This is a genomic window from Pseudovibrio sp. W74, assembly GCF_001623085.1.
Taxonomy (GTDB): domain Bacteria; phylum Pseudomonadota; class Alphaproteobacteria; order Rhizobiales; family Stappiaceae; genus Pseudovibrio.
Genome location: NZ_LMCJ01000021.1, coordinates 81561 through 104295, shown reverse-complemented (window position 1 = coordinate 104295; position 22735 = coordinate 81561). Strand labels below are relative to the sequence as shown.

Here is a 22735-nt window from a genome sequence, read left to right as displayed (position 1 = left end):
TTTATGAGGAAGAGCGATGCTTTTGAGCAACGAAACTGTGTAGAAAGGCCTAGTAACCAGTGGTCGATGAGGCCGTGGGGTAAGGTAGTTGTTATTAGGTGTCTTTTCAGGGCTTGTGGCGTTTGGTTCTGCGGTTTGAATCGGCTATAAAGGCTAGGAATTCTGACTTAAAATTGATGAGAATAATCCTTGGCAGATCAGGACTTAAGTACACCACCAGGTGGCCTACCTAGCGACATTCGGCCCGTCTCTATCACAGATGAAATGAAGCGCAGCTATCTCGATTACGCAATGAGCGTGATTGTGAGCCGTGCGCTTCCCGATGTTCGTGATGGTTTGAAGCCGGTTCACCGCCGCATTCTGTATTCTATGCATGAAAACGGATATGAGTGGAACAAGCCCTATCGTAAATCCGCCCGCGTCGTTGGTGACGTTATGGGTAAATATCACCCACATGGTGATAGTGCGATTTATGATGCTCTTGTTCGTATGGCGCAGAATTTTTCCATGCGCCTGCCACTCATTAATGGGCAGGGCAACTTTGGCTCGGTTGATGGTGACCGTGCTGCAGCGATGCGTTACACAGAGTGTCGCCTCGAAAAAGTTGCTCAGACACAGCTTTCCGATATCGACAAAGATACGGTGAACTTCAATGAGAACTACGATGGCTCCGAGACGGAACCTGAAGTTCTCCCAGCACGCTATCCGAACCTACTGGTAAACGGTGCTGGCGGTATTGCTGTTGGTATGGCGACCAATATTCCGCCGCATAACATGGGTGAAGTGATTGATGGCACGATCGCAATGATCGAGCGCCCTGAAATCACTCTGCCAGAGCTGATGGAGATTATCCCGGGTCCGGACTTCCCGACCGGTGGTATTATTCTTGGCCGTGCTGGCATCAAATCAGCTTATGAGACCGGACGTGGTTCCGTTCTTATGCGCAGCCGGGTTGAGACAGAAGAAATTCGCTCAGGCCGTATGGCATTGATTGTCACTGAAATCCCTTATCAGGTGAACAAATCCTCTATGATCGAAAAGATCGCAGAGCTTGTTCGTGAAAAGCGGATTGAGGGCATCTCTGACATTCGCGACGAATCAGATCGTCGTGGTATGCGCGTAGTTATTGAGCTGAAGCGTGACGCGGTTCCTGATGTTATCCTGAACCAACTCTATCGTTACTCTCAGCTTCAACAGAGCTTTGGCTGTAACGTGGTGGCTCTTAATGGTGGCCGTCCTGAGCAGCTTGCACTGCAGGATATGCTGAAAGCGTTTATTGCTTTCCGTGAAGAGGTTATTGGTCGCCGGACCCGGTTCCTTCTGAATAAAGCGCGTGATCGTGCTCATGTTCTCGTAGGTTTGGCTGTTGCGACTGCCAACATTGATGATGTTATTCATCTTATTCGCACAGCACCTGATCCTGCGACTGCGCGCCGTCAGCTGATGGAGCGTAACTGGCCAGCGAAAGACATCGAGCCGCTGATCCAGCTGATTGATGATCCACGCTACGCTATTCAGGAAGATGGTACGTTCAAGCTTTCTGAAGATCAGGCTCGCGCCATTCTGGACCTGCGCTTGCAGCGTCTGACTGCTCTGGGCCGCGACGAGATTGGCGATGAACTCGACAAGCTGGCGACGGAGATCAAGGACTATCTTGATATTCTACGTAGCCGTGAGCGTATTCTTCAGATTGTTCGTACCGAGCTTGAAGAAGTACGTGATGAGTTTGCGACGCCGCGCCGGACAGAAATTACCGATGGTGGTGGAGATCTGGATGATGAAGATCTGATCCAGCGTGAAGATATGGTCGTGACCGTATCTCATACCGGCTACATCAAACGCGTTCCTCTGGACACCTATCGTGCGCAGCGTCGTGGCGGTAAGGGCCGGTCTGGCATGCGGACGAAAGACGAAGATTTTGTAACCCGTCTATTCGTTGCCAATACGCATACGCCAGTTCTGTTCTTTTCGTCTCGCGGTATTGCCTACAAGATGAAAGTCTGGCGTTTGCCGTTGGCGAGCCCGCAAGCACGCGGGAATGCGTTGGTCAACATGCTGCCACTTGAGCAGGGTGAGCGCATCACCTCTATTCTGCCGCTTCCTGAAAATGAGGAAACATGGGCAGAGCTGGACGTGATGTTTGCGACCAAGCGTGGAACCATCCGCCGGAACAAGCTTTCAGACTTCGCTCAGATCAACAAAAACGGCAAGATCGCCATGAAGTTGGAAGAGGGAGATGGCATCGTCAACGTTATGACTTCAACGGAAGACGATGATGTTCTGCTGACGACCTCGTCGGGTATGTGTATTCGCTTCCCGGCAACGGATGTTCGTGTGTTCTCTGGCCGTAACTCCGTTGGTGTTCGTGGGATCAACCTTGCTGAGAGTGATCACGTCATCTCCATGACGATCCTTGGTCACTTTGAGTGCGATTCCGAAGAGCGGACGGCTTATCTGAAGCTTTCCCGTGCTATGCGCGGTGAGGAAGCAGAAGATAATGTGTCCTTTGAGGACGCGGGCATCTCCGAAGAACGCTTTAAAGAGATGGACGAGAGTGAAGAAGTCATTCTTACTGTTTCTGAAAAGGGTTATGGCAAGCGCACCAGCTCGTACGAGTACCGTACCACCGGTCGTGGCGGTAAGGGTATCGCGGCTATGACGGTGAATGATCGTAATGGCCGCCTGGTTGCGTCTTTCCGTAGTGAGGACAGTGACGAGATTATGCTGGTGACCGATGGTGGTCAGCTGATCCGTTGCCCAGTTAACGGCATCCGCATTGCAGGTCGTTCGACACAAGGTGTGACCGTGTTCAATACCTCTGCTGAAGAGCAAGTCGTTGCAGTGGAGCGCATTAGTGAAGCTGATGATGACGAGAATGTTGAACCTGAAGACGCTGTTGAGGTCGGTACAGACACCGGAGGGGCAGACGCAGAGAGCGCTGCTCCGACACCTGAGGGTGACGGTGGTGAAGTGCCAAGCACTGAGTAGGTGATGTAGATTCTAGAAAAAGGCGGGGCATGTGCTCCGCCTTTTTTGTTTCTGGCTATTTTATTCTGGGAGAGGGAACTGCAATTTTGTGAGTGATATAGATTTGAAGGCTTTCATTGTGCTTTTCTAGAAGCACGTCTTGGGTAGATCCAACTATCGATCCAATTCTGCATGATCTGTCCTAAATGGTATGGCCTAATTGTCAGAAATAGCTTGAAACGCATGGGTAAAATGGGTTCAATCTCGCCAAAGCCCAAAAGGTAAGTGTCATTTATGATGCTTATGGGGAGAGGCATTTGTGACGCGAGAGATTATATGAAGCGCATTGCACTTTATCCGGGGTCTTTTGATCCTATGACACACGGTCATCTGGACATTCTGGAGCAATCATTGGTTTTGGCTGATGAGGTGATTGTAGCTATTGGCATTCAGGCTTCCAAGGCTCCGTTGTTTTCCTTTGAAGAACGTGTGGAGTTGATCCGCCTTGCTTGTGAAGAGCAGTTTGGTGCAGAAAATGCTGCTCGTATTCGTACAGTCTCCTTTACTGGGCTGGTAGTGGATGCAGCGCGAGAGCATGGCTCTAATATTCTGGTGCGCGGACTTCGAGACTCGACTGATCTCAATTATGAAATGCAGATGGCTGGAATGAATGGGGCGATGGCATCTGACATCAAGACCGTATTTTTTCCAAGCTCACCAGTGATGCGCCCCATTGCGGCTACACTGGTGCGCCAGATTGCAAAGATGGGGGGAGATTACAGTTCGTTTGTCCCCAAGTGTGTTGAGGCTGCGCTTAAAAAGCGCTTTGAGATTGCTTAAAAACAACGCAACAGAAAAGACTGCCTATTTGATAGGGTTAGACTTTTTTAGCGCGTCGCGTTTATGTGCAATCACATAACACCCGCTAAATTTTGTTTGTGTGCGTATCTCTTTTCGAAAGCCAATTGGGAGTTTGAGAGGTACGCCTTGGCTAAGACAAGGACAGAAATCTTGCTACGTATCCTGACAGCATGTGCGATGGTTGTGGGCGCATTTATGATGCCATTCACTGCCAGCGCGAAAGATCTTGAAAACACGATTTATCTGGACCTAAAAGACGGACGCGTTGAAATTGCGCTGCGTCCTGATCTTGCACCTGAGCATGTGAAGCGTATTAAACAGCTTACACGTGAAGGCTTTTATGATGGCATCGTATTCCATCGAGTGATTGATGGCTTCATGGCGCAGACTGGCGACCCAACCGGCACAGGCATGGGCGGCTCTGAAATGCCTGACCTGAAAGCTGAGTTCTCCAAGGCTCCGTTCAAGCGCGGTACTCTTGGCATGGCACGTTCCCGCAGCCCGAACAGTGCGAACTCTCAGTTCTTCATCATGTTCAATGATGGGTCCTGGCTTGATGGTCAGTACACCGTATTTGGTGACGTGGTTTCCGGAATGGACGCTGTAGACAAGATCAAACGCGGCGAACCTGTTCGTAACCCTGATAAGATCATCAAAATGCAGGTTGCGGCAGACGCCAAGTAGAGGCTATGTCTGCACTCAGACTTATTCTAAGATAAAGGACAGTCCCGTGGCTGATATCAAAGATCCAGAAAACACACTGCTGCTGGAAACCACTCAGGGTAACGTTGTTATTGAACTGCGTCCTGACCTGGCACCTAACCACGTTGCTCGTATTAAAGAGCTCGCACGTGAAGGTTTTTACGACGGCATCGTGTTCCACCGTGTGATTGACGGCTTCATGGCTCAGACCGGCTGCCCACAGGGCACAGGTACTGGCGGCTCCGGCAAGAAGCTGAAAGCTGAGTTCAACGATGCGAAACACGTTCGCGGCACATGCTCCATGGCTCGCTCTATGGATCCAAACTCTGGCGACAGCCAGTTCTTCATCTGCTTCGGCGATGCATCCTGGCTCGACGGTCAGTACACCGCATGGGGTCAGGTTGTTGAAGGTATGGACAACGTTGACAAGATCAAACGTGGTGAGCCTGTTTCCAACCCAGATAAGATTGTCTCTTTGAAGGTTGCTGCGGACGCTTAATAGCGAACGCACTGCGAATTATGAAAGGCTCGGCAATTTGCCGAGCCTTTTTGTTGGGGCCATGCAAATGGACGCAGCGCTCTTCTAAACAGGTTGACCTAAATCGCGTCAGGGGGTATCTCCCTCTGGCTTCAATCGTTTGACTGCGGGACAGGTGACAGCAAGGCCTGCAGACTACAAACGGATTTGGCAATAATTCCAATAAGACAGCACGGAGATGGCGACCACATACTGTGCGGCGCTGATTTGCTGTTTTGTAAAACTGGATACCCTATGCTGGTTGATGATTTTGATTTTGATCTGCCACCGGAAAACATTGCGCTCCGCCCGGCAGTTCCGCGTGATAGTTCACGGATGTTGGTGGTGCGCCCTGATGGTGAGCAACTGCTGACAGATGATCAGGTGCTGTCTCTACCTGACCTTTTAGAGCCGGGTGATGCGCTCGTCTTTAATGATACAAAAGTTATTCCGGCACAGCTGCTTGGCTTCCGCTCGCGTGATGGCGTGACGGCAAAAGTTGGTGTGACATTGCACCAGCGTGCCAGTGCGAAGGAATGGCGTGCCTTTGTTCGTCCAGCTAAGAAACTGAAAGTTGGCGATACTGTTCGTTTTGCTTTTGATGAGGAAAGTAAAGATACTGCAGAGCTTTCTGCTGTTGTGGCTGAGAAATCTGAGGCTGGCGATATTCTGTTTGAGTTTGACCGTTCTGCCGGTGAGCTGGATGCTGCGATTGCACAGGTGGGGCACATTCCGCTGCCGCCATACATTGCAGCTAAGCGGGCTGAAGATGATCAGGACCGCAAAGATTATCAAACCATCTACGCAAAATATGAGGGTGCTGTTGCTGCACCCACTGCTGGTTTGCATTTTACAGATCAATTGTTTGCTGCCCTTGAAGAGCGCGGTGTTGAGAAGCACTTTGTGACGCTTCATGTGGGCGCTGGCACGTTTTTGCCAGTCAAGGCCGACAAGACTGAAGACCATAAAATGCACTTTGAGTATGGCGAGATCAGCGGTGAGACAGCTGCAGCGCTCAACGCTGTGCGCGCCCGTGGCAACAAGATTGTTTCTGTTGGTACAACTTCACTGCGCATTCTTGAGAGCTCAGTTTCTGAAGATGGCGTGATTAACCCGATTTCTCAGAGCACCGACATTTTTATTACACCCGGCTATCAGTTCAAAGCCATTGATGCGCTGATGACCAACTTCCATTTACCGCGCTCAACGCTGTTTATGCTTGTGAGTGCACTGAGTGGTATGGACGAAATGCGCGCTGCTTATGAGCATGCGATCAGCACTGGCTATCGTTTTTACAGTTATGGAGACAGCTCGCTGCTGTTCAAGAAGGCTTCCAAATGACCGAAACATCTCGTGAAACACAGCAGGGCACCAAGCCGTTTTCCTTCAAGCTGCTGAAAACAGATGGCATGGCGCGCCGCGGTGAAATTACAACGTCGCACGGCAAGGTTCGTACACCTGCGTTTATGCCGGTTGGTACACAGGCGACTGTAAAGGCTATGTATCCGCAGCAGGTGCGTGATCTGGGGGCGGATGTTGTTCTCGGTAACACATACCATTTGATGCTGCGCCCGACTGCTGAGCGGATTGCCAAACTTGGTGGCCTGCACAAATTTATGGGATGGGATCACACGATCCTGACAGACTCTGGTGGGTTCCAGGTGATGTCCTTGTCTGGTCTTCGCAAGATGACAGAAGAAGGCGTAACCTTCTCGTCTCACCATGATGGATCAAAGCATTTCATGAGCCCGGAGCGTTCTGTTGAAATTCAGGGCCTGCTTGGTTCTGATATCCAGATGCAGCTTGATGAGTGTATTGCTCTTCCTGCTGAGCGGGATGAAGTTGAGCGCGCCATGCAATTGTCTTTGCGTTGGGCTGAACGCTCCCGTGCTCAGTTTGAGAAGATGGGTGGCCCAGAAAAGGGGCAGGGCCTTTACGGTATTGTTCAGGGCGGTGACGTGCCGGATCTGCGCGTTGAATCTGCTCAGCGACTTGGTGAGCTTCCGATGGAAGGTTATTCCGTTGGTGGTCTGGCCGTTGGTGAGCCTCAGGCTGTCATGCTGAAGATGTTAGAGATCACGACGCCTGCGATGCCAAAGGACAAGCCGCGTTATCTGATGGGTGTTGGCACACCAGAAGATATTCTGGAAAGTGTCGCGCGTGGTATTGATCAGTTTGACTGTGTGATGCCAACCCGTGCTGGCCGTCATGGATTGGCCTATACCCGATTTGGTAAAGTGAATCTGAAGAATGCGCGCCATTCTGAAGACCCGCGTCCGTTGGATGAGCATTCCAACTGTGAAGCAACTTCAAAATACTCCCGAGCTTACCTACACCATCTGGTGCGTGTGAATGAAGGTCTGGCTGCGATGCTGTTGACCTGGAACAACCTTGCTTACTACCAGTACCTGATGCAGGGCATCCGTGATGCGATTGATGAAGGTCGGTTTGAAGAATTCCGCCAGCAGACCAAAGAAGATTGGGCACGTGGCGACATGGAACCTTATGTTTGGTCATAGGGTTCAGCGAATATAAAAGCTACGAAGGCTTGGGTGTGAGAATGCCCAAGCCTTTTCTATAGGCGCCATAGAAGTACATGCTCTGGTGTCTTCTCCCTTTCCAAGAGACCATGAAGATCGGCGACAAAGACTTTTTCTGCACTTAAATACCGCTCCATCACATGCCAGGGTTCTTCGTTCTCGAAGAAAGCATGATGGGGAACTGCCAGAATAACTGCATCACAGTCACCCGGTGGAGTTTCCTGGTAGAGTTCGACGCCAAAGTGCTCTTTCGTGTGCTCAGGATCGGCTAAAGGATCGACAGCGAAGATATGGGCACCGAAGCGTTCTAACTCTCTAATCAGGTCGATTACTTTAGAATTTCGTGTATCGGGCACGTCTGCTTTGTATGTGATGCCTAATATGGCAATACGGGGTGGCATGGGGCGTGCAAGCTTTACGCACCCCTGAATGACTTCTGTTGCAATGAATCTACTCATGCTTTCATTAGTGCCTCGCCCTGCAAGGATAACCTGAGGGGAGAAGCCAAGCTGATGTGCTTTATCTGTCAGGTAGTAAGGGTCAACGCCGATACAGTGTCCGCCGACTAAGCCGGGATGAAATGGCAGAAAGTTCCATTTGGTTGAAGCGCCTTCCAGTACATCGCGTGTATCGATATCCATGGCATGGAATAGCATGGAGAGCTCATTCATGAGCGCTATGTTCAAATCACGTTGTGTATTTTCAATGACCTTTGCAGCTTCAGCGACTTTAATGGATGAGGCTTTGTAAACACCTGCTTTGACGATCTTTCCATAAAGCTCCGCCAGTGTTTCAAGTGCATCTTCTGAACTGGCTGAAACGATTTTGAGCAGGTTGGAAAGTGTGTGTTTTTTGTCGCCGGGATTGATCCGCTCGGGTGAGTATCCAATCTGGAAATCCTTCTGAAATCGCAGACCGGACTCTCGTTGCAAAAGGGGGATCGCGATCTCTTCGGTGGCGCCGGGATAAACTGTAGATTCGAACACTACGATGTCGTTGGGCTTCATGAAGGCCCCAACGATTTTTGATGCTTTTTTTATTGGGCCGAGATCAGGGCGTTTGGAGATGTTTATTGGAGTGGGAACTGCAACGATGTGGATCCGCGCCTGTCTGATATCAGGCGCGGAATACGTGAGCGTTAGGTTTTTGGAAGAAAGAACCGTCTTGCTGACAGAGGCAGTTCTATCATTTCCCTCGAGAAGCTCTTGGACCCGGTGACGATCTATGTCGTAACCAATGGTTTTGATACCTGCATGCGCCAGCGCACAAGCAACAGGCAAGCCTACATAGCCAAGCCCGACAACTGAGACGATTTCTTCCATAAAATGGCACCTTGGGATGTCCTACACATTGTAGTAATCCCGATACCATTTGACGAAGTTTGCAACCCCTGCCTTTACGGAGGTTTGCGGTTTGAAGCCCGTTGTCTCAATCAGATCTGTAACATCAGCAAAGGTGGCTGCAACGTCTCCAGGCTGGAATGGTAAGAACTCTTTCTTTGCGGTCATGCCCAGCGCGTCTTCGATAGCGGCTAGATAGTCCATTAGCTGGACTGGATCGCTGTTGCCGATGTTGAAGACCTGATACGGTGCGCTGGAGGTTGCCGGATCAGCTGCTTTTCCATCCCAATTATCCGTACGTTTTGGGGGGAGGTTGGAAACCCGCACAATACCTTCCACAATATCATCCACGTATGTGAAATCACGGATCATATTGCCGTGGTTGAACAGCGGGACAGGTTTACCCTCTAATATGGCCTTGGTGAATTTGAACAAAGCCATATCCGGGCGTCCCCAAGGACCGTAAACGGTGAAGAACCGTAGACCTGTGCAAGGGATGTCAAAGAGGTGGGCGTAGGAATGGGCCATGGCCTCGTTGGCTTTTTTTGTTGCAGCATAAAATGAAACCGGATGATTGCCGCCGCGATGTGTCGACAACGGCATCGTTTCATCTAGCCCGTAGACTGAGCTGGTGGAAGCATAGACCAGATGCTTTACATCATGCGCGCGAGCACCTTCCAGTATAGATAGAAAGCCAGTGACGTTTGCATCGACGTAAGATTGAGGACTTTCCAGCGAATAGCGCACGCCTGCCTGAGCAGCAAGGTGAATGACCCTTGACGGTGCATGTTGCTTGAAGATGCGCATGACAGCTTCGGCATCTTCAAGCCTGATCCGTTCCTCTGTGAAATGGTTAGAGGATGTGAGACGCTTCAGTCGCTCTTCCTTCAGCGTCACATCATAGTAGTCTGTGACACAATCCAGGCCGATGACATGATAGCCATCTTGTAACAGACGGAGGGCTACAGCGTTGCCGATAAAGCCGGCAGTGCCTGTTACAAGTACTTTTTCCATTTCACGTTTCCCGATACTCAGCTGGTTTTTACAAGAAGCTTGTCTAGCATTGGGCGTAGCTGAGCAGCCAGCTCCGAATCATCCAATGCATAAGCGACATTTGCCGACAAGAACCCTGAGCGAGAACCACAGTCGTATGTTTCTCCACGGAATTCGACGCCGTGGAAGTCCTGCTGGCCCATCAGTGTGAGCATGGCATCGGTGAGCTGGATTTCACCACCGGCACCGGTGCTCTGGTTTTCGAGAAGTCCGAAAATCTCTGGCTGCAGGATATAACGGCCATTGATGTAGAGATTAGATGGTGCAGTCCCTTCTGCTGGCTTTTCAACCATACCAGTGATGGAGAACGTGTCGTCAGCGCGTGGAGCATCCCGCTCGACAATGCCGTATTTGTGTGTTTGATCCCACGGCACTTCCTCAACTGAGATGATGTTGCCGCCATGGTTCTCATAGGCCTCTACCATTTGTGAGAGGCAGCCTTTTGGCGCTTTCATCAGCATGTCTGGCAGCAAAATAGCGAAAGGTTCATTGCCGATGATGTCGCGTGCACACCAGATCGCATGTCCCAAACCGAGAGGTTCTTGCTGACGGGTGAAACTGGTTGTACCTGCGGAAGGGCGGATCTTTTCAAGAAGCTCCAATGCATGGTCTTTGTTTCTGCGACGCAGAGTTTCTTCCAGCTCATAAGCAATGTCGAAGTGGTCTTCGATCACCTGTTTATTTCTTCCTGTTACAAATACGATGTGCTCAATCCCGGCTGCGCGAGCTTCATCAACCACGTACTGGATGATAGGCCGATCCAGAATGGTCAGCATTTCTTTTGGAACGGCTTTTGTTGCAGGAAGGAAGCGGGTGCCCAGACCTGCAACCGGGAGAACAGCTTTTCGTATCGCACGTGTCATATATTTGAATTCCTTAGGTCAAGGAGATCGAAACAGTCATTTTCTTAGCACTTATCTGCAGCGAATTAGGCTCGTCAATGGTACCAAATGAATTTGTCCTAGGACATAATGCTTCGATTGCCCGAAATTTGAATTACTCATTCTTTAGAGATGTTCATTCGCAGTCAATTATCGCGAAATTGTGAAGCTCTCTTGTTTCTCCAGAACATGCTGTTTTAAAAGTTACTCCAAGATGAACAGAAAGCTATCAAGGGTGTAATTGTGATTGAAGGTTTTAAGCTTGCGGCGCTGGAAGCAGGGCAACGAATTCTGGGGATTTATGAGGAAGGCTTTCAGTCGGTGACCAAAGGAGATGGTTCTCCGGTCACAATTGCAGACCAGCAAGCTGAAGAAATTATCCTCAATCACCTGTCTGTTCTCTGTCCAGATGTACCTGTGATTGCTGAAGAAGCAATGGCAGCAGGAATTATGCCAGAAATCGGTTCCCGCTTTATTCTTGTGGATCCTCTGGACGGTACGCGAGAGTTCATCAGCCGGAATGGCGAGTTCACAGTCAATATTGCATTGATCGAGAACGGAACTCCCACCAAAGGCGTTATCTTTGCCCCTGTGACTGGTGAGCTGTTTTGGGGAGAGGTTGGGCAAGGTGCTTATCGATCAGAAGCCAAAGGACTTGAGCCGGGAAAAGCTACAGAGATGAGTTGCACGGTTTTTTCTAAAGAACTGCGGGTTCTGGCAAGCCGATCGCATCGCAGTGAACGGACCAATGCTCTATTAGAAAGATTGGAGAACTCATCGATTGTTGCTGCGGGTTCATCTTTGAAATTTTGCCGCCTGGCAGAAGGGAAAGCCGATTTTTATCCACGCATGGAGCCAACGATGGAGTGGGATACTGCTGCCGGGCAAGCGATCCTTTGTGCTGCCGGGGGAGCGGTTGTTGTAAAGGGGGGAGCGCCACTTGCATACGGCAAGCTTAAAACGCCTCAAGACAAACCTTTCGCAAATCCGTGCTTTTTAGCAGTCGCGGACGAAAAAATTATTTCCCATTATGGCTTAAGGTCGGGTTGGTAAGCTTCGGCGCATCAATGCTCAACCGTTAAACTCTGGATCAAGACTTAACGACACGTCCTTTGGAGACCGTGATGGGCATTGATAGCCAGTCGCATTTGCGACGACTAGAAAACGAGAGCATTCATATTATTCGCGAGGTAGCGGCAGAGTTTGACAACCCTGTGATGCTTTACTCCATTGGTAAAGACAGCGCGGTGATGCTGCACCTTGCTCTTAAAGCCTTCTATCCTTCCAAGCCTCCATTTCCTCTACTGCACGTGGACACCACGTGGAAGTTTCAGGAGATGATCACTTTCCGTGATTACACGGTAGATAAATATGGACTGGATCTGATCGTTCACACGAACGAAGAGGGCGTCAAAAACAACATCAATCCATTTGATCACGGCAGCTCCAATTATACGCACATCATGAAAACGGAAGCGCTGAAAGAAGCGCTTACGCAATACAAGTTTGATGCAGCTTTCGGTGGTGCGCGGCGTGATGAAGAAAAATCGCGCGCAAAAGAACGCGTTTTTTCGTTCCGTTCTGCGAGCCATGGTTGGGATCCTAAGAACCAGCGCCCGGAACTGTGGTCACTTTATAACGGTCGGATTGCCAAAGGTGAATCTATTCGCGCATTCCCGCTCTCCAATTGGACTGAGCTGGACATCTGGCAGTACATTCTGGCTGAAGGCATCGAAATTGTACCTCTCTACTTCTCTGCCAAGCGACCCGTGGTTGAGCGGGATGGCACTTTGTTGATGTTGGATGATGATCGCTTTCGTCTGGAACCAGGTGAGAAAGTTGAGCAACGGGATGTTCGTTTCAGAACTCTTGGATGTTATCCGCTGACAGGGGCTGTGGAATCCACAGCTGATACTCTTGAAGATATTGTGAGTGAGATGCTCATTGCCCGGACTTCTGAACGTAGTGGTCGCCTGATTGATCATGACAGCTCCGGCTCAATGGAAAAGAAGAAGCGTGAGGGGTATTTCTAAATGAACAAGATCGCGCCAGTGGCAGAAGCATTTGATCTGTCCACCTATATCAACTCACAAGAGTCCAAAAGTTTCCTGCGTTTTTTGACTTGCGGCAGTGTCGATGATGGAAAGTCCACGCTTATTGGTCGCTTGCTCTACGACACCAAGCTGATTTTTGAGGATCAGCTGGCAGCGCTTGAGAAAGATAGCCGCAAGCACGGAACTGTTGCAGACGAAATTGATCTTGCGTTGCTCGTGGATGGCCTTGAGGCTGAGCGGGAGCAGGGGATCACAATTGATGTTGCTTACCGCTTTTTCTCGACTGAAAAACGGAAGTTTATTGTTGCTGATACACCTGGGCATGAACAGTATACGCGGAACATGGCGACCGGGGCGTCAACGGCAGATCTTGCAATTTTGTTGGTTGATGCGCGCAATGGACTGCTAACGCAGACACGTCGGCACGCATTTATCGCATCTTTGTTGGGCGTGCGTCATGTGGTTCTGGCGGTCAACAAGATTGACCTTGTTGACTATGACCAAAAGCGGTTTGAAGAAATCAAGGCGGATTTTGAGAGCTTCTCATCTGGGTTTGATTTTGACAGTAGCGAAGTCATTCCGCTTTCAGCGCGTTTTGGTGACAATGTGACCACCAATAGCGAGAAACTCAGTTGGTTTACTGGTCCGACTTTGCTTCAACACCTTGAAAATGTTGAACTTGGTGAAGAGCACAGCGAAGCAGCGTTCCGTTTTCCAGTTCAGTGGGTGAACCGTCCAAATCTGGATTTTCGCGGATATAGCGGCACTGTTCGTGGCGGATCTGTCAATGTGGGTGATGAAGTTGTCGTTGCCCAGTCTGGCAAAACCAGTCGCGTTGAAAAGATTGTCACCATGGATGGTGATCAGCTGCGAGCTGATGACGGTCAATCGGTTACTCTGACATTGGCTGATGAGATCGATATTTCTCGTGGCGATGTTCTAGCGCCAGCGCACTCACGACCTGATGTAAGTGACCAGTTTGCCGCTCATCTGATCTGGATGTCTGAAAGTGCAATGCTGCCGGGGCGACCTTATCTTTTGAAGTGTGGCACTAAAACGATCGGGGCAAGTGTTACAGAGATCAAACACAAGGTAGATGTGAACACGTTTGATCATCATGCGGCAAAGCAGCTGGCTCTTAATGAGATCGCATTTTGTAATTTGGCGCTTTCTGAAGCAATTGCGTTCGACCCATATGAAGCAAACCGGGATACTGGCAGTTTTATACTCATCGACAGAATGACGAATGAGACTGTTGCTGCTGGTCTTATCTGGTTTGGACTGCGACGGGCGACTAACGTTCATCGTCAAGCCCTGGATGTGAACAAGAAAGCGCGTGGTGGTCTTAAAGGACAGAAGCCTGCCGTTCTCTGGTTCACAGGGCTTTCAGGCTCCGGTAAGTCGACCATTGCGAATGCGGTGGAACAGAAGCTACTGAGCCTTGGACGGCATACCTATCTGCTTGATGGCGATAATGTTCGTCATGGTCTGAATAAAGATCTTGGATTTACCGATGCTGATCGCGTTGAAAACATCCGCCGAGTTGCTGAGACATCGAGACTCTTTGTGGACGCAGGGTTGATCACACTGGTTTCCTTTATCTCGCCATTTAAGGCTGAACGTCAGCTTGCTCGTGATTTGCTGGATACGGATGAGTTCTTTGAAATCTTTGTCGATACAACTCTTGAAGAGTGTGAAACACGTGACCCTAAGGGACTTTATGCCAAGGCTCGGAAAGGTGAGATTTCCAACTTTACCGGGATAGATAGCGCTTATGAAGCCCCTGAGGCTCCGGAACTGCATTTGAAAACTGCAGGGCGCACTGTTGAGGCTCTGGCTGATGAGATCGTCGACCGCTTGCTTAAAGATGGCTATATTGGCTCGGACAATACCTGGGTCATCTAGAACACCTGTAAGTTTTTGGAATTTCCAGCCGGGGACGAGAGTTCCCGGTTTTTCAGTTTCAAGTGAGTGTTTTATCAGGCAGGGTTTATGCCAATCTTTCCGAATTACTCTAAGAATTTTTTACCAAGGTGAGACCCTGTAATTTTTCGCAGGGTCGATATCAGGTAGTTTCTCGCTGCGTTTGTGCTGTCATGGCAAAACAGTTGGAGGAATAAATGCCAAAGGCTCTCAAAAAATATAAGAATGTCAAAGAGTTCTTGAGCGGTGTGTCTGCATTCCAGAAAGAAATGGAAAAAAAACATAAGCTCCCGGCTAAAGATGTCGCTAAATACGGCAAGTTGACAAATGATAAAGCGGCTGTCGAAAAGGCCTATATGAAACTTGTCGAGGATGAACCGAAGCTAAAGAAAATTTCTGCTGATATTGAAACAGGTCAGAAAGCCCTCAAATCTCTTGCGAAAGCACAGGACGACTATATCAAGGCACATGATTCGGTGGAGCAAATCACCAAGGGAATGAAAACTTTGGAAGCTGAAGCTGGTGGAGACAAGAAAAAGCTTATTGGCGTTGAAAAGTATCAAAAACTTCGCCAGCATTTAGATACTGCGAACAAAGGTTATGATGCCGCTGAGAAGAAGATTGCTCAGGTGGCCGCGCTCCAAAAGCAAGTTGAGCGGTTTCAGGATACCTATGAGAGAGAGCGAGACAAAATAGCAAAGAGTTATGGAGTTACCTTAACAACAGATGCGAAGAGTTTGATTGTTCTTATGGGGAAGACTGCCGAGATGTCTATGGTTATTGGATGACGCTGTTTTAGCCTGGTGGATGTTTCGCTTGGCTACACAGTTTCTGATGGTTCGCTTTTGTGTTGGCGCTGTTATGTTTCATTTAAGCTCAGTGTGGGCGGCAACGTATCGATTGGCCGGTTGCCACTCTCTTCAATTCAATATGAAGCATTAATGAGCTCATCAAAGAATGTGTTTTGAACCACAGGCTTTGGCTAGTGAAAAGGTCGCCATCCAAGTTGAGGCGTAGCACTCATCTACTCACAGATGAGATGCATTCTATGCAGTGCATGCTATTGTTAGATATGCATTGGACCAAGCAAGATGATGGCTGCAGCTATCCCATGAAACTCAAGTTTTTTGGCGTTCACAGACTTGGAGGACTGGCTGTAAGATCTGCGTATGTCAAAGGTCTCTGTAGAGTGCATCGCATCGTTCCTGCTCTTGTAATTTGGAGCCAAAGCGCCTAATCAACTTTTGGATTATATTCACGCCTTTAAGGAGATCTCTTCGTGTCTCAACCAAATTCAGAAGTTTCAGTTGGAAACGCTGTCTTTTCAAATGATAAGCCGTTCTCTCTTATTGCTGGACCATGCCAGATGGAGAGTCGCGCACATGCCATGGAAATGGCTCAGGCTGTCAAAGAAATTGCAGAAGAACTGAGTATAGGGTTGGTTTTCAAAGCGAGCTACGACAAGGCGAACCGGACTAGTCTGTCTGCCAGCCGCGGTATGGGCATGGCCAAAGGTCTGGAGGTTTTTGCGGAAATCAAAGAAACCTACGGCTTGCCGGTGATTACCGATGTGCATGAGCCAAACCATTGTGCACCAGTTAGTGAAGTTTGCGATATTTTGCAGATTCCAGCTTATCTGTGCCGCCAAACTGACCTTCTTGTTGCTGCTGCGAAAACCGGTAGAGCGCTGAATGTGAAGAAGGGACAGTTTCTCGCGCCCTGGGACATGAAAAACGTCATGACCAAAGTGGTTGAGAGTGGCAACTCCAATGTGATGCTGTGCGAGCGTGGCGCAACATTTGGCTACAACACACTTGTTTCAGACATGCGCGCTCTGCCGATTATGGCGGACATGGGTGCTCCGGTGGTGTTTGATGCAACTCACTCTGTACAGCAGCCTGGCGGCCTTGGTGGCACATCTGGTGGACAGCGCGAGTTTGTTGCAACACTGGCACGTGCTGCTGTTGCCGTTGGCATCGCAGGTCTGTTTGTGGAGACGCACGACGATCCTGACAACACCACGTCATCTGATGGTCCGAATATGATTCCTCTAAACCGACTCAAAGACTTGCTGCTGTGGCTGCAGGAGTTTGACCGGATCGCGAAAAACGGAAGTTTTACGCTTTAGATATTTCACGGCACCTAAGGAAAGTGACAAAATACTGCGTTTTTACGTAGAGGTGCGACAAAATACATTCGTTTATTCCCAAGGATTTACAGAAGGGTACGGTCTCTTCTCTTCCTTGGGGGCAGTACCTCGGGTAAAAGCTCTTAGAGCCAAAATTCCACACTCTACAAGTACATTGGAGTACTCTTAGATGACTGCTATCATCGACATTATTGGTCGCGAAATCCTTGACAGCCGCGGCAACCCAACTGTTGAAGTTGATGTGCTTTTGGAAGACGGCTCCTTCGGTCGGGCTGCAGTTCCGTCCGGCGCCTCCACTGGCGCATTTGAAGCTGTTGAACGCCGCGATGGCGGTGAGCGTTACCTTGGCAAGGGTGTCGAGGACGCTGTAGAAGCTGTAAACGGTGAGGTCTTTGATGCTGTCGGCGGTATGGACGCTGAAGACCAGATCAAAGTTGACCGTGCTATGATCGAACTTGACGGTACCGAAAACAAAGGCCGTCTTGGTGCAAACGCTATTTTGGGCGTTTCCCTTGCTGTTGCGAAAGCTGCTGCTGAAGCGGCTGCGATGCCACTTTACCGCTATGTGGGCGGTTTTGGTGCACGCACACTGCCAGTTCCGATGATGAATATCATCAACGGCGGTGAGCATGCTGACAACCCAATTGATTTCCAGGAATTCATGATCATGCCAGTGGGCGCAAGCTCTCTGCGTGAGTCTGTTCGTATGGGTTGTGAAATCTTCCATACGCTCAAGAAAGGTCTTTCCGCAGCTGGCCACAACACCAATGTGGGTGATGAAGGCGGTTTTGCTCCTGGTATCGGTTCTACTGATGAAGCGATCGGTTTCGTTCTGAACGCTATTGAGAAAGCTGGTTACACCCCTGGTGACGACGTGATGCTTGCATTTGATGCGGCTTCCACTGAGTTTTACAAGGATGGCAAATACAACCTGAAGGGCGAAGGCAAGATCCTTGGTTCTGATGAAATGGTTCGCTACCTTGAAGATCTGGTGAGCAAGTACCCAGTATTCTCCATCGAAGACGGTATGGCTGAAGAAGATTGGGATGGCTGGAAGTCTTTGACCCAAGCGATCGGCAATAAGTGTCAGCTGGTAGGTGACGATCTGTTCGTGACCAACTCCGAGCGTCTTGCTCGCGGCATCAAAAACGACACTGCAAACTCCATCCTCGTGAAAGTGAACCAGATCGGTTCTCTGACTGAGACCATGGAAGCTGTCGATATGGCGCACCGTGCAAGCTACACTTCTGTCATGTCTCACCGTTCAGGTGAAACCGAAGACAACACCATTGCTGACCTGGCAGTTGCATTCAACTGTGGCCAGATCAAAACAGGTTCTTTGTCCCGTTCTGACCGTATGGCTAAGTACAACCAGCTTATCCGTATCGAAGAAGAACTGGGCCTGCAGGGCGTGTTTGCTGGTCGTTCTATCCTGCGCGGGTAAGACCTTCAGTATTTGCTTGAAATTAAGAAAGCCGGTCCATTTGGGCCGGCTTTTTTGCTTTCTACATCCTGATGAAAATGCCGTACAAAAAGGTTCCGACTTTGAATATGAACCACCCTGGAAATAGATAACCCCACATATACGGGACGGCTAGGAACCCCCATGCCGCCATCAGACCGAGATCATACAAAGAGTGCCCAATATCAATCCCATAAATGATGCAGGGGCTTATACCTTTCGATGAAAATGAACAGTCAGTGCTCGAACTAATCACGAAGAGCGCCGCAATACTTGCAAGCCAAATGGCAATGGGAGTTAGTAGCAGCGCGATGAAAGTCCTAAGGCTCATGCATGCAAGATTATACCTGCAAGCAAAACAGAGCCACTATTGAAATCCAGCAGTTGAATATGTGGCTTTGTTGTTGCGCTTAGAATTTATCTTCAGCAGCTCGTTAAGCACATAAAGACGCGGCTACTTCTTTTATTCGCCAGATTTTGTTTCCTCGGCGTGGCGGATTGCTGCTGCGAGTGTTTCGGGGTTTTCTGCTCCTGCCACTGCAAAGCGGCCATCTATGATGAAGAAGGGAACGCCTGTTACGCCAATTTCATGAGCACGGACTACATCTGCTTCAACTTCTTTTACGTCCTGATCTGTATTCAGTAGATCAGAAACGAGTTTGCTGTTGAGGCCTGCGCGTTCGGCGGCGTTGGTCAGGACTTGCTTATCGGTCAGGTCAGCGCCTTCTGTGAAGTAAAGCTTGAACAGCTCTTCGACCATCGCGTCCTGCATGCCTTCAGAACGGGCCCAGCGGATCAGCCGGTGGCTGTCGATTGTGTTTGGGGATTTCGTGATTGCCTCAAACTTGAAGTCAATTTCTTCTGCTGCACCGGCATTGCTTACCTGAGCGTAGATCTCTTTTGCCCGTTCAGCTCCACCAAACTTGTCTTCAAGATATTTTTTGCGATCTTTGCCTTCTTTGGGAAGGGTCGCATCAAGTTGGTAGGGGTGCCATTGAACTTTTACGGTGCTGTCTGGTAGCAGCATCAAGGCTTTCTCCAGTCGGCGTTTGCCGATGAAGCACCATGGGCACATGACATCGGAGATAACATCAATGACAATCGGGGCAGTAGTAGACATCAGTATTCTCAGTTATGGGTTTGTCGCGTTAGCTCTATAATCTATCAGGAATATCCGATAGTTTTCCAGGAAAACTCTCACAGTTTCGTGAGGAGGTGGAAGAACTTATCCGTTGCCCAAGCCTGTGGTGCGTACCATGACGAGCACGCGGTTGGAGAGCTGTTCCATGCCTTTTTTGCTGCGTAGAACGGCGACAGGTCCACGGCCTTCAATGTTAGCAACGAAGTCTTCATCACGGCAAACGGCCATTGCTATGGAAAGGACAGTTCCGCTCCAGTACATTTGATGCTGTGCAAATGCTTGAGGATTGCTGCCAGTGAAACGTTCTATGAGTTCAAGAAGATTGAGTTCGTAGATGGACTCACCACGCCGTTTTGTGGATTCTTCTAGAAGTTTCAGGTAGTTGAGGTATTTTTGCTCGGAAAGGAAATCATCATTGTCCTGACGTGCAAGCCATTGGCTGGAAACAGTCAGGATTGCATCGGTCAAACGCTGGCGTCTGCCCGCGCGCAAGGCGCTAATGATATGACCCGTGAGCGCTTTATCTGAGACCTCACCGAGCAGGACATCAGTTGCACCTGCTGAATAGAGGAGGTGTGCGGATTCTTCGTCAATGCTATGGGCAAGTATGGGCAAGTTGAAGTAACGTGGATCAGCTCGCAGGCGCTCAATCTCTTCGCAAGCTTGCCATGCGGGCATGTCGATCAAGACAGCTTCAAATCGGCGCGCTGTCAGATAATCCTCTGTCATATCGGAGGAGAAACCGCTGACGATTTCTACAGGCATATCCAACAGAGCTTGCGTGCGTCCAAAGTGCTTGCCAAACCCGGCAACGAGTAGTCCCGCAGATTTTAGCGGGCCAAATTCGATCTTATACTCTGGCAATGGACCAAATAGGCCACGGCGCAGGCGCGCTTCCTCAGCTCTGTTGGCAAGACGCCTCAAACCGGCAATGCGTGGCAGCAGAACATCTGGTGGTATTGCATCACTCACAGTTGCGCTTGGCTTTAAATCTAGCGGAACAGGCGCACTGCCACTTGTAATAATAAGAAGTGGAACTTCGACACCGGGACCTTTTCGGAATTGCCTAATGGTTTGCGTGAGTTCATCTAGCTCAGGAGGATTATCTTCCTGCCAGGGCAAAAGAATGCATATGGGAAGAACGTTTGCACCCTGTAGCTCGTCAATAAGCTGTGCGCTGGTTCGAACTGCGACCAGACGATCAGATAGCACGGTCAAAGGCTCCAACATATCAAAGACATGATTTTGCGCCGGTGCGATCAGCAGGATTTTGCCCCAACTGGAATCGTGCGTTTCAGTCTCTAATGGTTGGCTATGATCGGCCATTCATCCTCTCAGGCAACCGCTTCCACCGGTTTTGGCTGGGAGCGTCTGGTCAATTTCTGTCGGTCTACAGTACCACCTTCTGTCATTGGCAATGCGCGGAGTGACAGAATTCTATGTGGCATCATTGTCAGGCTGACGCGTGATGCGTCGAGGTAGGCGTAAAAGGCTTCCACATCAACGAGAAGGCCTTCTGACGGTACCACCGCGACCATAAGGCGTGCACCCATTAATTCATCTTCTACCAGAAAAGCAGCCGCTTCTTTTACCCCCGAGAATTCACTGTATATTTCGTCGAGACGTTCCAGCTCCAGCAAACCGGGTGCTTTTTGACCGGGCGTTCCAAAGCCATGAATTGCTCCAGTAACGTCATGTACGCCAACAGGGATTTGAGTAATCAGCCCATGTTCATTTTGCTCGTTGCTGAAGAATGTAAGATGAGATTCGTTGGTCGGCCAATCTGCATCCGGGACCATCGCACCCTTGAGTTTGAGGTGGTATCCGGGCGCTGTTGTCGAAACTTCTTGTGAATTTTCCTCATTTATTTCAACGGGATCAATATTAATAAGGCACGGGCCGTGGGTGGATGAACTTGGGGCAAACTGGTTGCCCGGAATGAGGGAGACAGGCTCCTCAGAGGTTCCTCGCAAATGTGCCACCAGTGCATATTCATCCAACACATGGAGGTCTGTTACGATGCCTTTGGCTTTGTATTTGGCAGGCGTTGGTGAGGTGATTGCCCATGTGGCAACGGTGTTTGTTTTCCAGCCTTCCAAGGCCCCATCAATGTGAGAAGCAAGCGGTCCAGGGGTTAAAATATAATTTGCCTCAATGGAGCGTGCGTGATCCGTTAATGTGGATAAAGCATGTGGATGGTGGAGATGCAGCGTCCCTTCGCTCAGTAGCCACGGGACCAAACCGGCGCCAATTCCGGTAATTCCGCACAAAATATACGGCAGCAAAATACGTGCACCCGGCTCCAGTCTTGTCTCAAGAAACGGCATGAGGCCTGTGGAGACCCAGTGGTTATGGCTGCGCGGGATTGGGCTGATTTCGGACCCAGAGTGAACCCAGGTGAGTGTGGCGACGTGATTGGCAGGTGCTCCATCCCGATCTACCACCGGCTCCGGGAAGGAATCCCCACTCTCAGCCAGCATGGGTGCCATATCGATGAGGCCGTCGGGAATGTCGCTGCCGAGGCCAAAAACGAAACGCAGAGAGAAAAAGTCAGCGGCAGCGTCGCGCGCTTCTTCGCCGAGCATGCGAGTTTCAACGCGATCTGCTGTGATCAGTGCTTTGGCATCTACTGTGCTGAGTGCGCGTAAAATCTCAGAGTGGCGCCAGTGCAGCGGGAAGGGGGAAACAATCAGGCCAGCTCGTAGTGCGCCGAGGATGCAAAGAACATTATCGACTGTATTGGGAGATTGCAGGCCCAGAATGTGGTCTGGCTCCATCCCTACAGCTGCGAAGAAGCCAGCAATTCTGCTGATTTCCTGCTCTGCTTCGGCATAGGTCAGGTGGCGCGGCTTGCCGCCGGTCCATGTTTCTCTGTCGGGTGCATCGACCAATGCCAAGCGGTTTGGATGTTTTTGCGCAGCACGCCGGAACAGCATATCAAGAGTGATATTGCCCCAAACTCCAGTTGTGCTGTGGTTTGCAATGGCATCGGTATTTGACAGTATCATTTAAGGTAAGTCCGCTAAGCGACTGAGAAATTAGAGATTCGACAAGTTGGTTAATAGACACTTTTGTTGAGTAGGCTGCCTTCATCAAGAACGCAGCCTAATTTTTATGTGTTTATCTACTCTTTAGGTGCATCCCA

Annotated in this window: 18 protein-coding genes; 12 read left to right on the top strand and 6 right to left on the bottom strand. The window is 49.8% G+C overall.

Annotated elements, in window-relative coordinates; translation table 11 throughout:
- Positions 1-189 precede the first annotated feature (189 nt).
- The 6 genes from gyrA to tgt all read left to right on the top strand — a co-directional run bounded on the left by gyrA (position 190) and on the right by tgt (position 7566).
- Positions 190-2988: a DNA gyrase subunit A gene (gyrA, locus tag PsW74_RS15065; protein WP_063288801.1), complete on the top strand. Its 2799-nt coding sequence runs from the start codon at positions 190-192 to the stop codon at positions 2986-2988.
- A 315-nt stretch (positions 2989-3303) separates the two neighbouring features.
- Positions 3304-3807, top strand: coding sequence for a pantetheine-phosphate adenylyltransferase (gene coaD / locus PsW74_RS15060; RefSeq protein WP_063288800.1), 504 nt, complete (start codon positions 3304-3306; stop codon positions 3805-3807).
- Between the two features lie 198 nt (positions 3808-4005).
- Complete coding sequence (locus PsW74_RS15055) at positions 4006-4512, top strand: peptidylprolyl isomerase (RefSeq protein WP_063288896.1); 507 nt, start codon at positions 4006-4008, stop codon at positions 4510-4512.
- Positions 4513-4567: 55 nt separating this feature from the next.
- Complete coding sequence (locus tag PsW74_RS15050) at positions 4568-5029, top strand: peptidylprolyl isomerase (protein WP_093521872.1); 462 nt, start codon at positions 4568-4570, stop codon at positions 5027-5029.
- Between the two features lie 273 nt (positions 5030-5302).
- On the top strand, positions 5303-6388 hold the full coding sequence (gene queA / locus PsW74_RS15045; protein WP_063288799.1) for a tRNA preQ1(34) S-adenosylmethionine ribosyltransferase-isomerase QueA: 1086 nt from the start codon (positions 5303-5305) through the stop codon (positions 6386-6388).
- Entirely contained in the window at positions 6385-7566 is a 1182-nt protein-coding gene (gene tgt / locus PsW74_RS15040) for a tRNA guanosine(34) transglycosylase Tgt (RefSeq protein WP_063288798.1), read from the top strand. The genes queA and tgt overlap by 4 nt, the downstream gene beginning before the upstream one ends.
- Before the next feature lie 56 nt (positions 7567-7622).
- Here tgt and PsW74_RS15035 read toward each other — a convergent pair whose 3' ends face one another.
- From PsW74_RS15035 to galU, 3 genes are read right to left on the bottom strand one after another with little or no spacing between them, the layout of a single operon-like run.
- On the bottom strand, positions 7623-8909 hold the full coding sequence (locus PsW74_RS15035) for a nucleotide sugar dehydrogenase (RefSeq protein WP_063288797.1): 1287 nt from the start codon (positions 8907-8909) through the stop codon (positions 7623-7625).
- 21 nt (positions 8910-8930) lie between these two features.
- A complete protein-coding gene (locus PsW74_RS15030; RefSeq protein ID WP_063288796.1) occupies positions 8931-9941 on the bottom strand; it encodes an NAD-dependent epimerase in 1011 nt (336 codons plus the stop codon).
- 17 nt (positions 9942-9958) lie between these two features.
- Positions 9959-10843 (bottom strand): UTP--glucose-1-phosphate uridylyltransferase GalU, encoded by an 885-nt coding sequence (gene galU, locus PsW74_RS15025; protein ID WP_063288795.1) that lies wholly within the window; start codon positions 10841-10843, stop codon positions 9959-9961.
- A gap of 261 nt (positions 10844-11104) precedes the next feature.
- Here galU and cysQ point away from each other — a divergent pair, with 261 nt between their 5' ends.
- The 6 genes from cysQ (at position 11105) to eno (ending at position 18431) form a co-directional block, all read left to right on the top strand.
- On the top strand, positions 11105-11914 hold the full coding sequence (cysQ, locus tag PsW74_RS15020; RefSeq protein ID WP_063288794.1) for a 3'(2'),5'-bisphosphate nucleotidase CysQ: 810 nt from the start codon (positions 11105-11107) through the stop codon (positions 11912-11914).
- 71 nt (positions 11915-11985) lie between these two features.
- Positions 11986-12894 (top strand): sulfate adenylyltransferase subunit CysD, encoded by a 909-nt coding sequence (cysD, locus tag PsW74_RS15015; protein WP_057466276.1) that lies wholly within the window; start codon positions 11986-11988, stop codon positions 12892-12894.
- Entirely contained in the window at positions 12895-14820 is a 1926-nt protein-coding gene (gene cysN, locus PsW74_RS15010; RefSeq protein ID WP_063288793.1) for a sulfate adenylyltransferase subunit CysN, read from the top strand. It abuts the gene before it with no gap.
- A 215-nt stretch (positions 14821-15035) separates the two neighbouring features.
- The gene (locus PsW74_RS15005) at positions 15036-15626 is read left to right on the top strand and encodes a hypothetical protein (protein ID WP_063288792.1); all 591 of its coding nucleotides are present in this window, start codon (positions 15036-15038) and stop codon (positions 15624-15626) included.
- Positions 15627-16117: 491 nt separating this feature from the next.
- On the top strand, positions 16118-16966 hold the full coding sequence (gene kdsA, locus PsW74_RS15000; RefSeq protein WP_063288791.1) for a 3-deoxy-8-phosphooctulonate synthase: 849 nt from the start codon (positions 16118-16120) through the stop codon (positions 16964-16966).
- A gap of 190 nt (positions 16967-17156) precedes the next feature.
- A complete protein-coding gene (gene eno / locus PsW74_RS14995) occupies positions 17157-18431 on the top strand; it encodes a phosphopyruvate hydratase (RefSeq protein WP_063288790.1) in 1275 nt (424 codons plus the stop codon).
- Positions 18432-18912: 481 nt separating this feature from the next.
- Here the strand turns inward: eno and PsW74_RS14985 are convergent, their stop codons facing one another.
- From PsW74_RS14985 to PsW74_RS14975, 3 genes are all read right to left on the bottom strand, one after another.
- Positions 18913-19569, bottom strand: coding sequence for a DsbA family oxidoreductase (locus tag PsW74_RS14985; protein WP_063288788.1), 657 nt, complete (start codon positions 19567-19569; stop codon positions 18913-18915).
- A 105-nt stretch (positions 19570-19674) separates the two neighbouring features.
- Positions 19675-20916 carry a hypothetical protein gene (locus PsW74_RS14980; RefSeq protein ID WP_063288787.1) on the bottom strand — a complete coding sequence of 414 codons (1242 nt, stop codon included), beginning with the start codon at positions 20914-20916 and terminating at the stop codon, positions 19675-19677.
- Positions 20917-20924: 8 nt separating this feature from the next.
- Positions 20925-22598 (bottom strand): class I adenylate-forming enzyme family protein, encoded by a 1674-nt coding sequence (locus PsW74_RS14975; RefSeq protein WP_063288786.1) that lies wholly within the window; start codon positions 22596-22598, stop codon positions 20925-20927.
- Between the last annotated feature and the right edge of the window lie 137 nt (positions 22599-22735).

Excerpts from the sequence above, each read along its gene's own strand:
- PsW74_RS14980 (WP_063288787.1), bottom strand. The coding sequence starts at position 20,916 with ATGGCCGATCATAGCCAACCATTAGAGACTGAAACGCACGATTCCAGT.
- cysD (WP_057466276.1), top strand. The coding sequence starts at position 11,986 with ATGGGCATTGATAGCCAGTCGCATTTGCGACGACTAGAAAACGAGAGC.
- PsW74_RS15055 (WP_063288896.1), top strand. The coding sequence starts at position 4,006 with ATGGTTGTGGGCGCATTTATGATGCCATTCACTGCCAGCGCGAAAGAT.
- galU (WP_063288795.1), bottom strand. The coding sequence starts at position 10,843 with ATGACACGTGCGATACGAAAAGCTGTTCTCCCGGTTGCAGGTCTGGGC.
- coaD (WP_063288800.1), top strand. The coding sequence starts at position 3,304 with ATGAAGCGCATTGCACTTTATCCGGGGTCTTTTGATCCTATGACACAC.
- PsW74_RS15005 (WP_063288792.1), top strand. The coding sequence starts at position 15,036 with ATGCCAAAGGCTCTCAAAAAATATAAGAATGTCAAAGAGTTCTTGAGC.
- cysN (WP_063288793.1), top strand. The coding sequence starts at position 12,895 with ATGAACAAGATCGCGCCAGTGGCAGAAGCATTTGATCTGTCCACCTAT.
- tgt (WP_063288798.1), top strand. The coding sequence starts at position 6,385 with ATGACCGAAACATCTCGTGAAACACAGCAGGGCACCAAGCCGTTTTCC.
- PsW74_RS15035 (WP_063288797.1), bottom strand. The coding sequence starts at position 8,909 with ATGGAAGAAATCGTCTCAGTTGTCGGGCTTGGCTATGTAGGCTTGCCT.
- queA (WP_063288799.1), top strand. The coding sequence starts at position 5,303 with ATGCTGGTTGATGATTTTGATTTTGATCTGCCACCGGAAAACATTGCG.
- PsW74_RS15030 (WP_063288796.1), bottom strand. The coding sequence starts at position 9,941 with ATGGAAAAAGTACTTGTAACAGGCACTGCCGGCTTTATCGGCAACGCT.
- PsW74_RS14975 (WP_063288786.1), bottom strand. The coding sequence starts at position 22,598 with ATGATACTGTCAAATACCGATGCCATTGCAAACCACAGCACAACTGGA.
- eno (WP_063288790.1), top strand. The coding sequence starts at position 17,157 with ATGACTGCTATCATCGACATTATTGGTCGCGAAATCCTTGACAGCCGC.
- PsW74_RS14985 (WP_063288788.1), bottom strand. The coding sequence starts at position 19,569 with ATGTCTACTACTGCCCCGATTGTCATTGATGTTATCTCCGATGTCATG.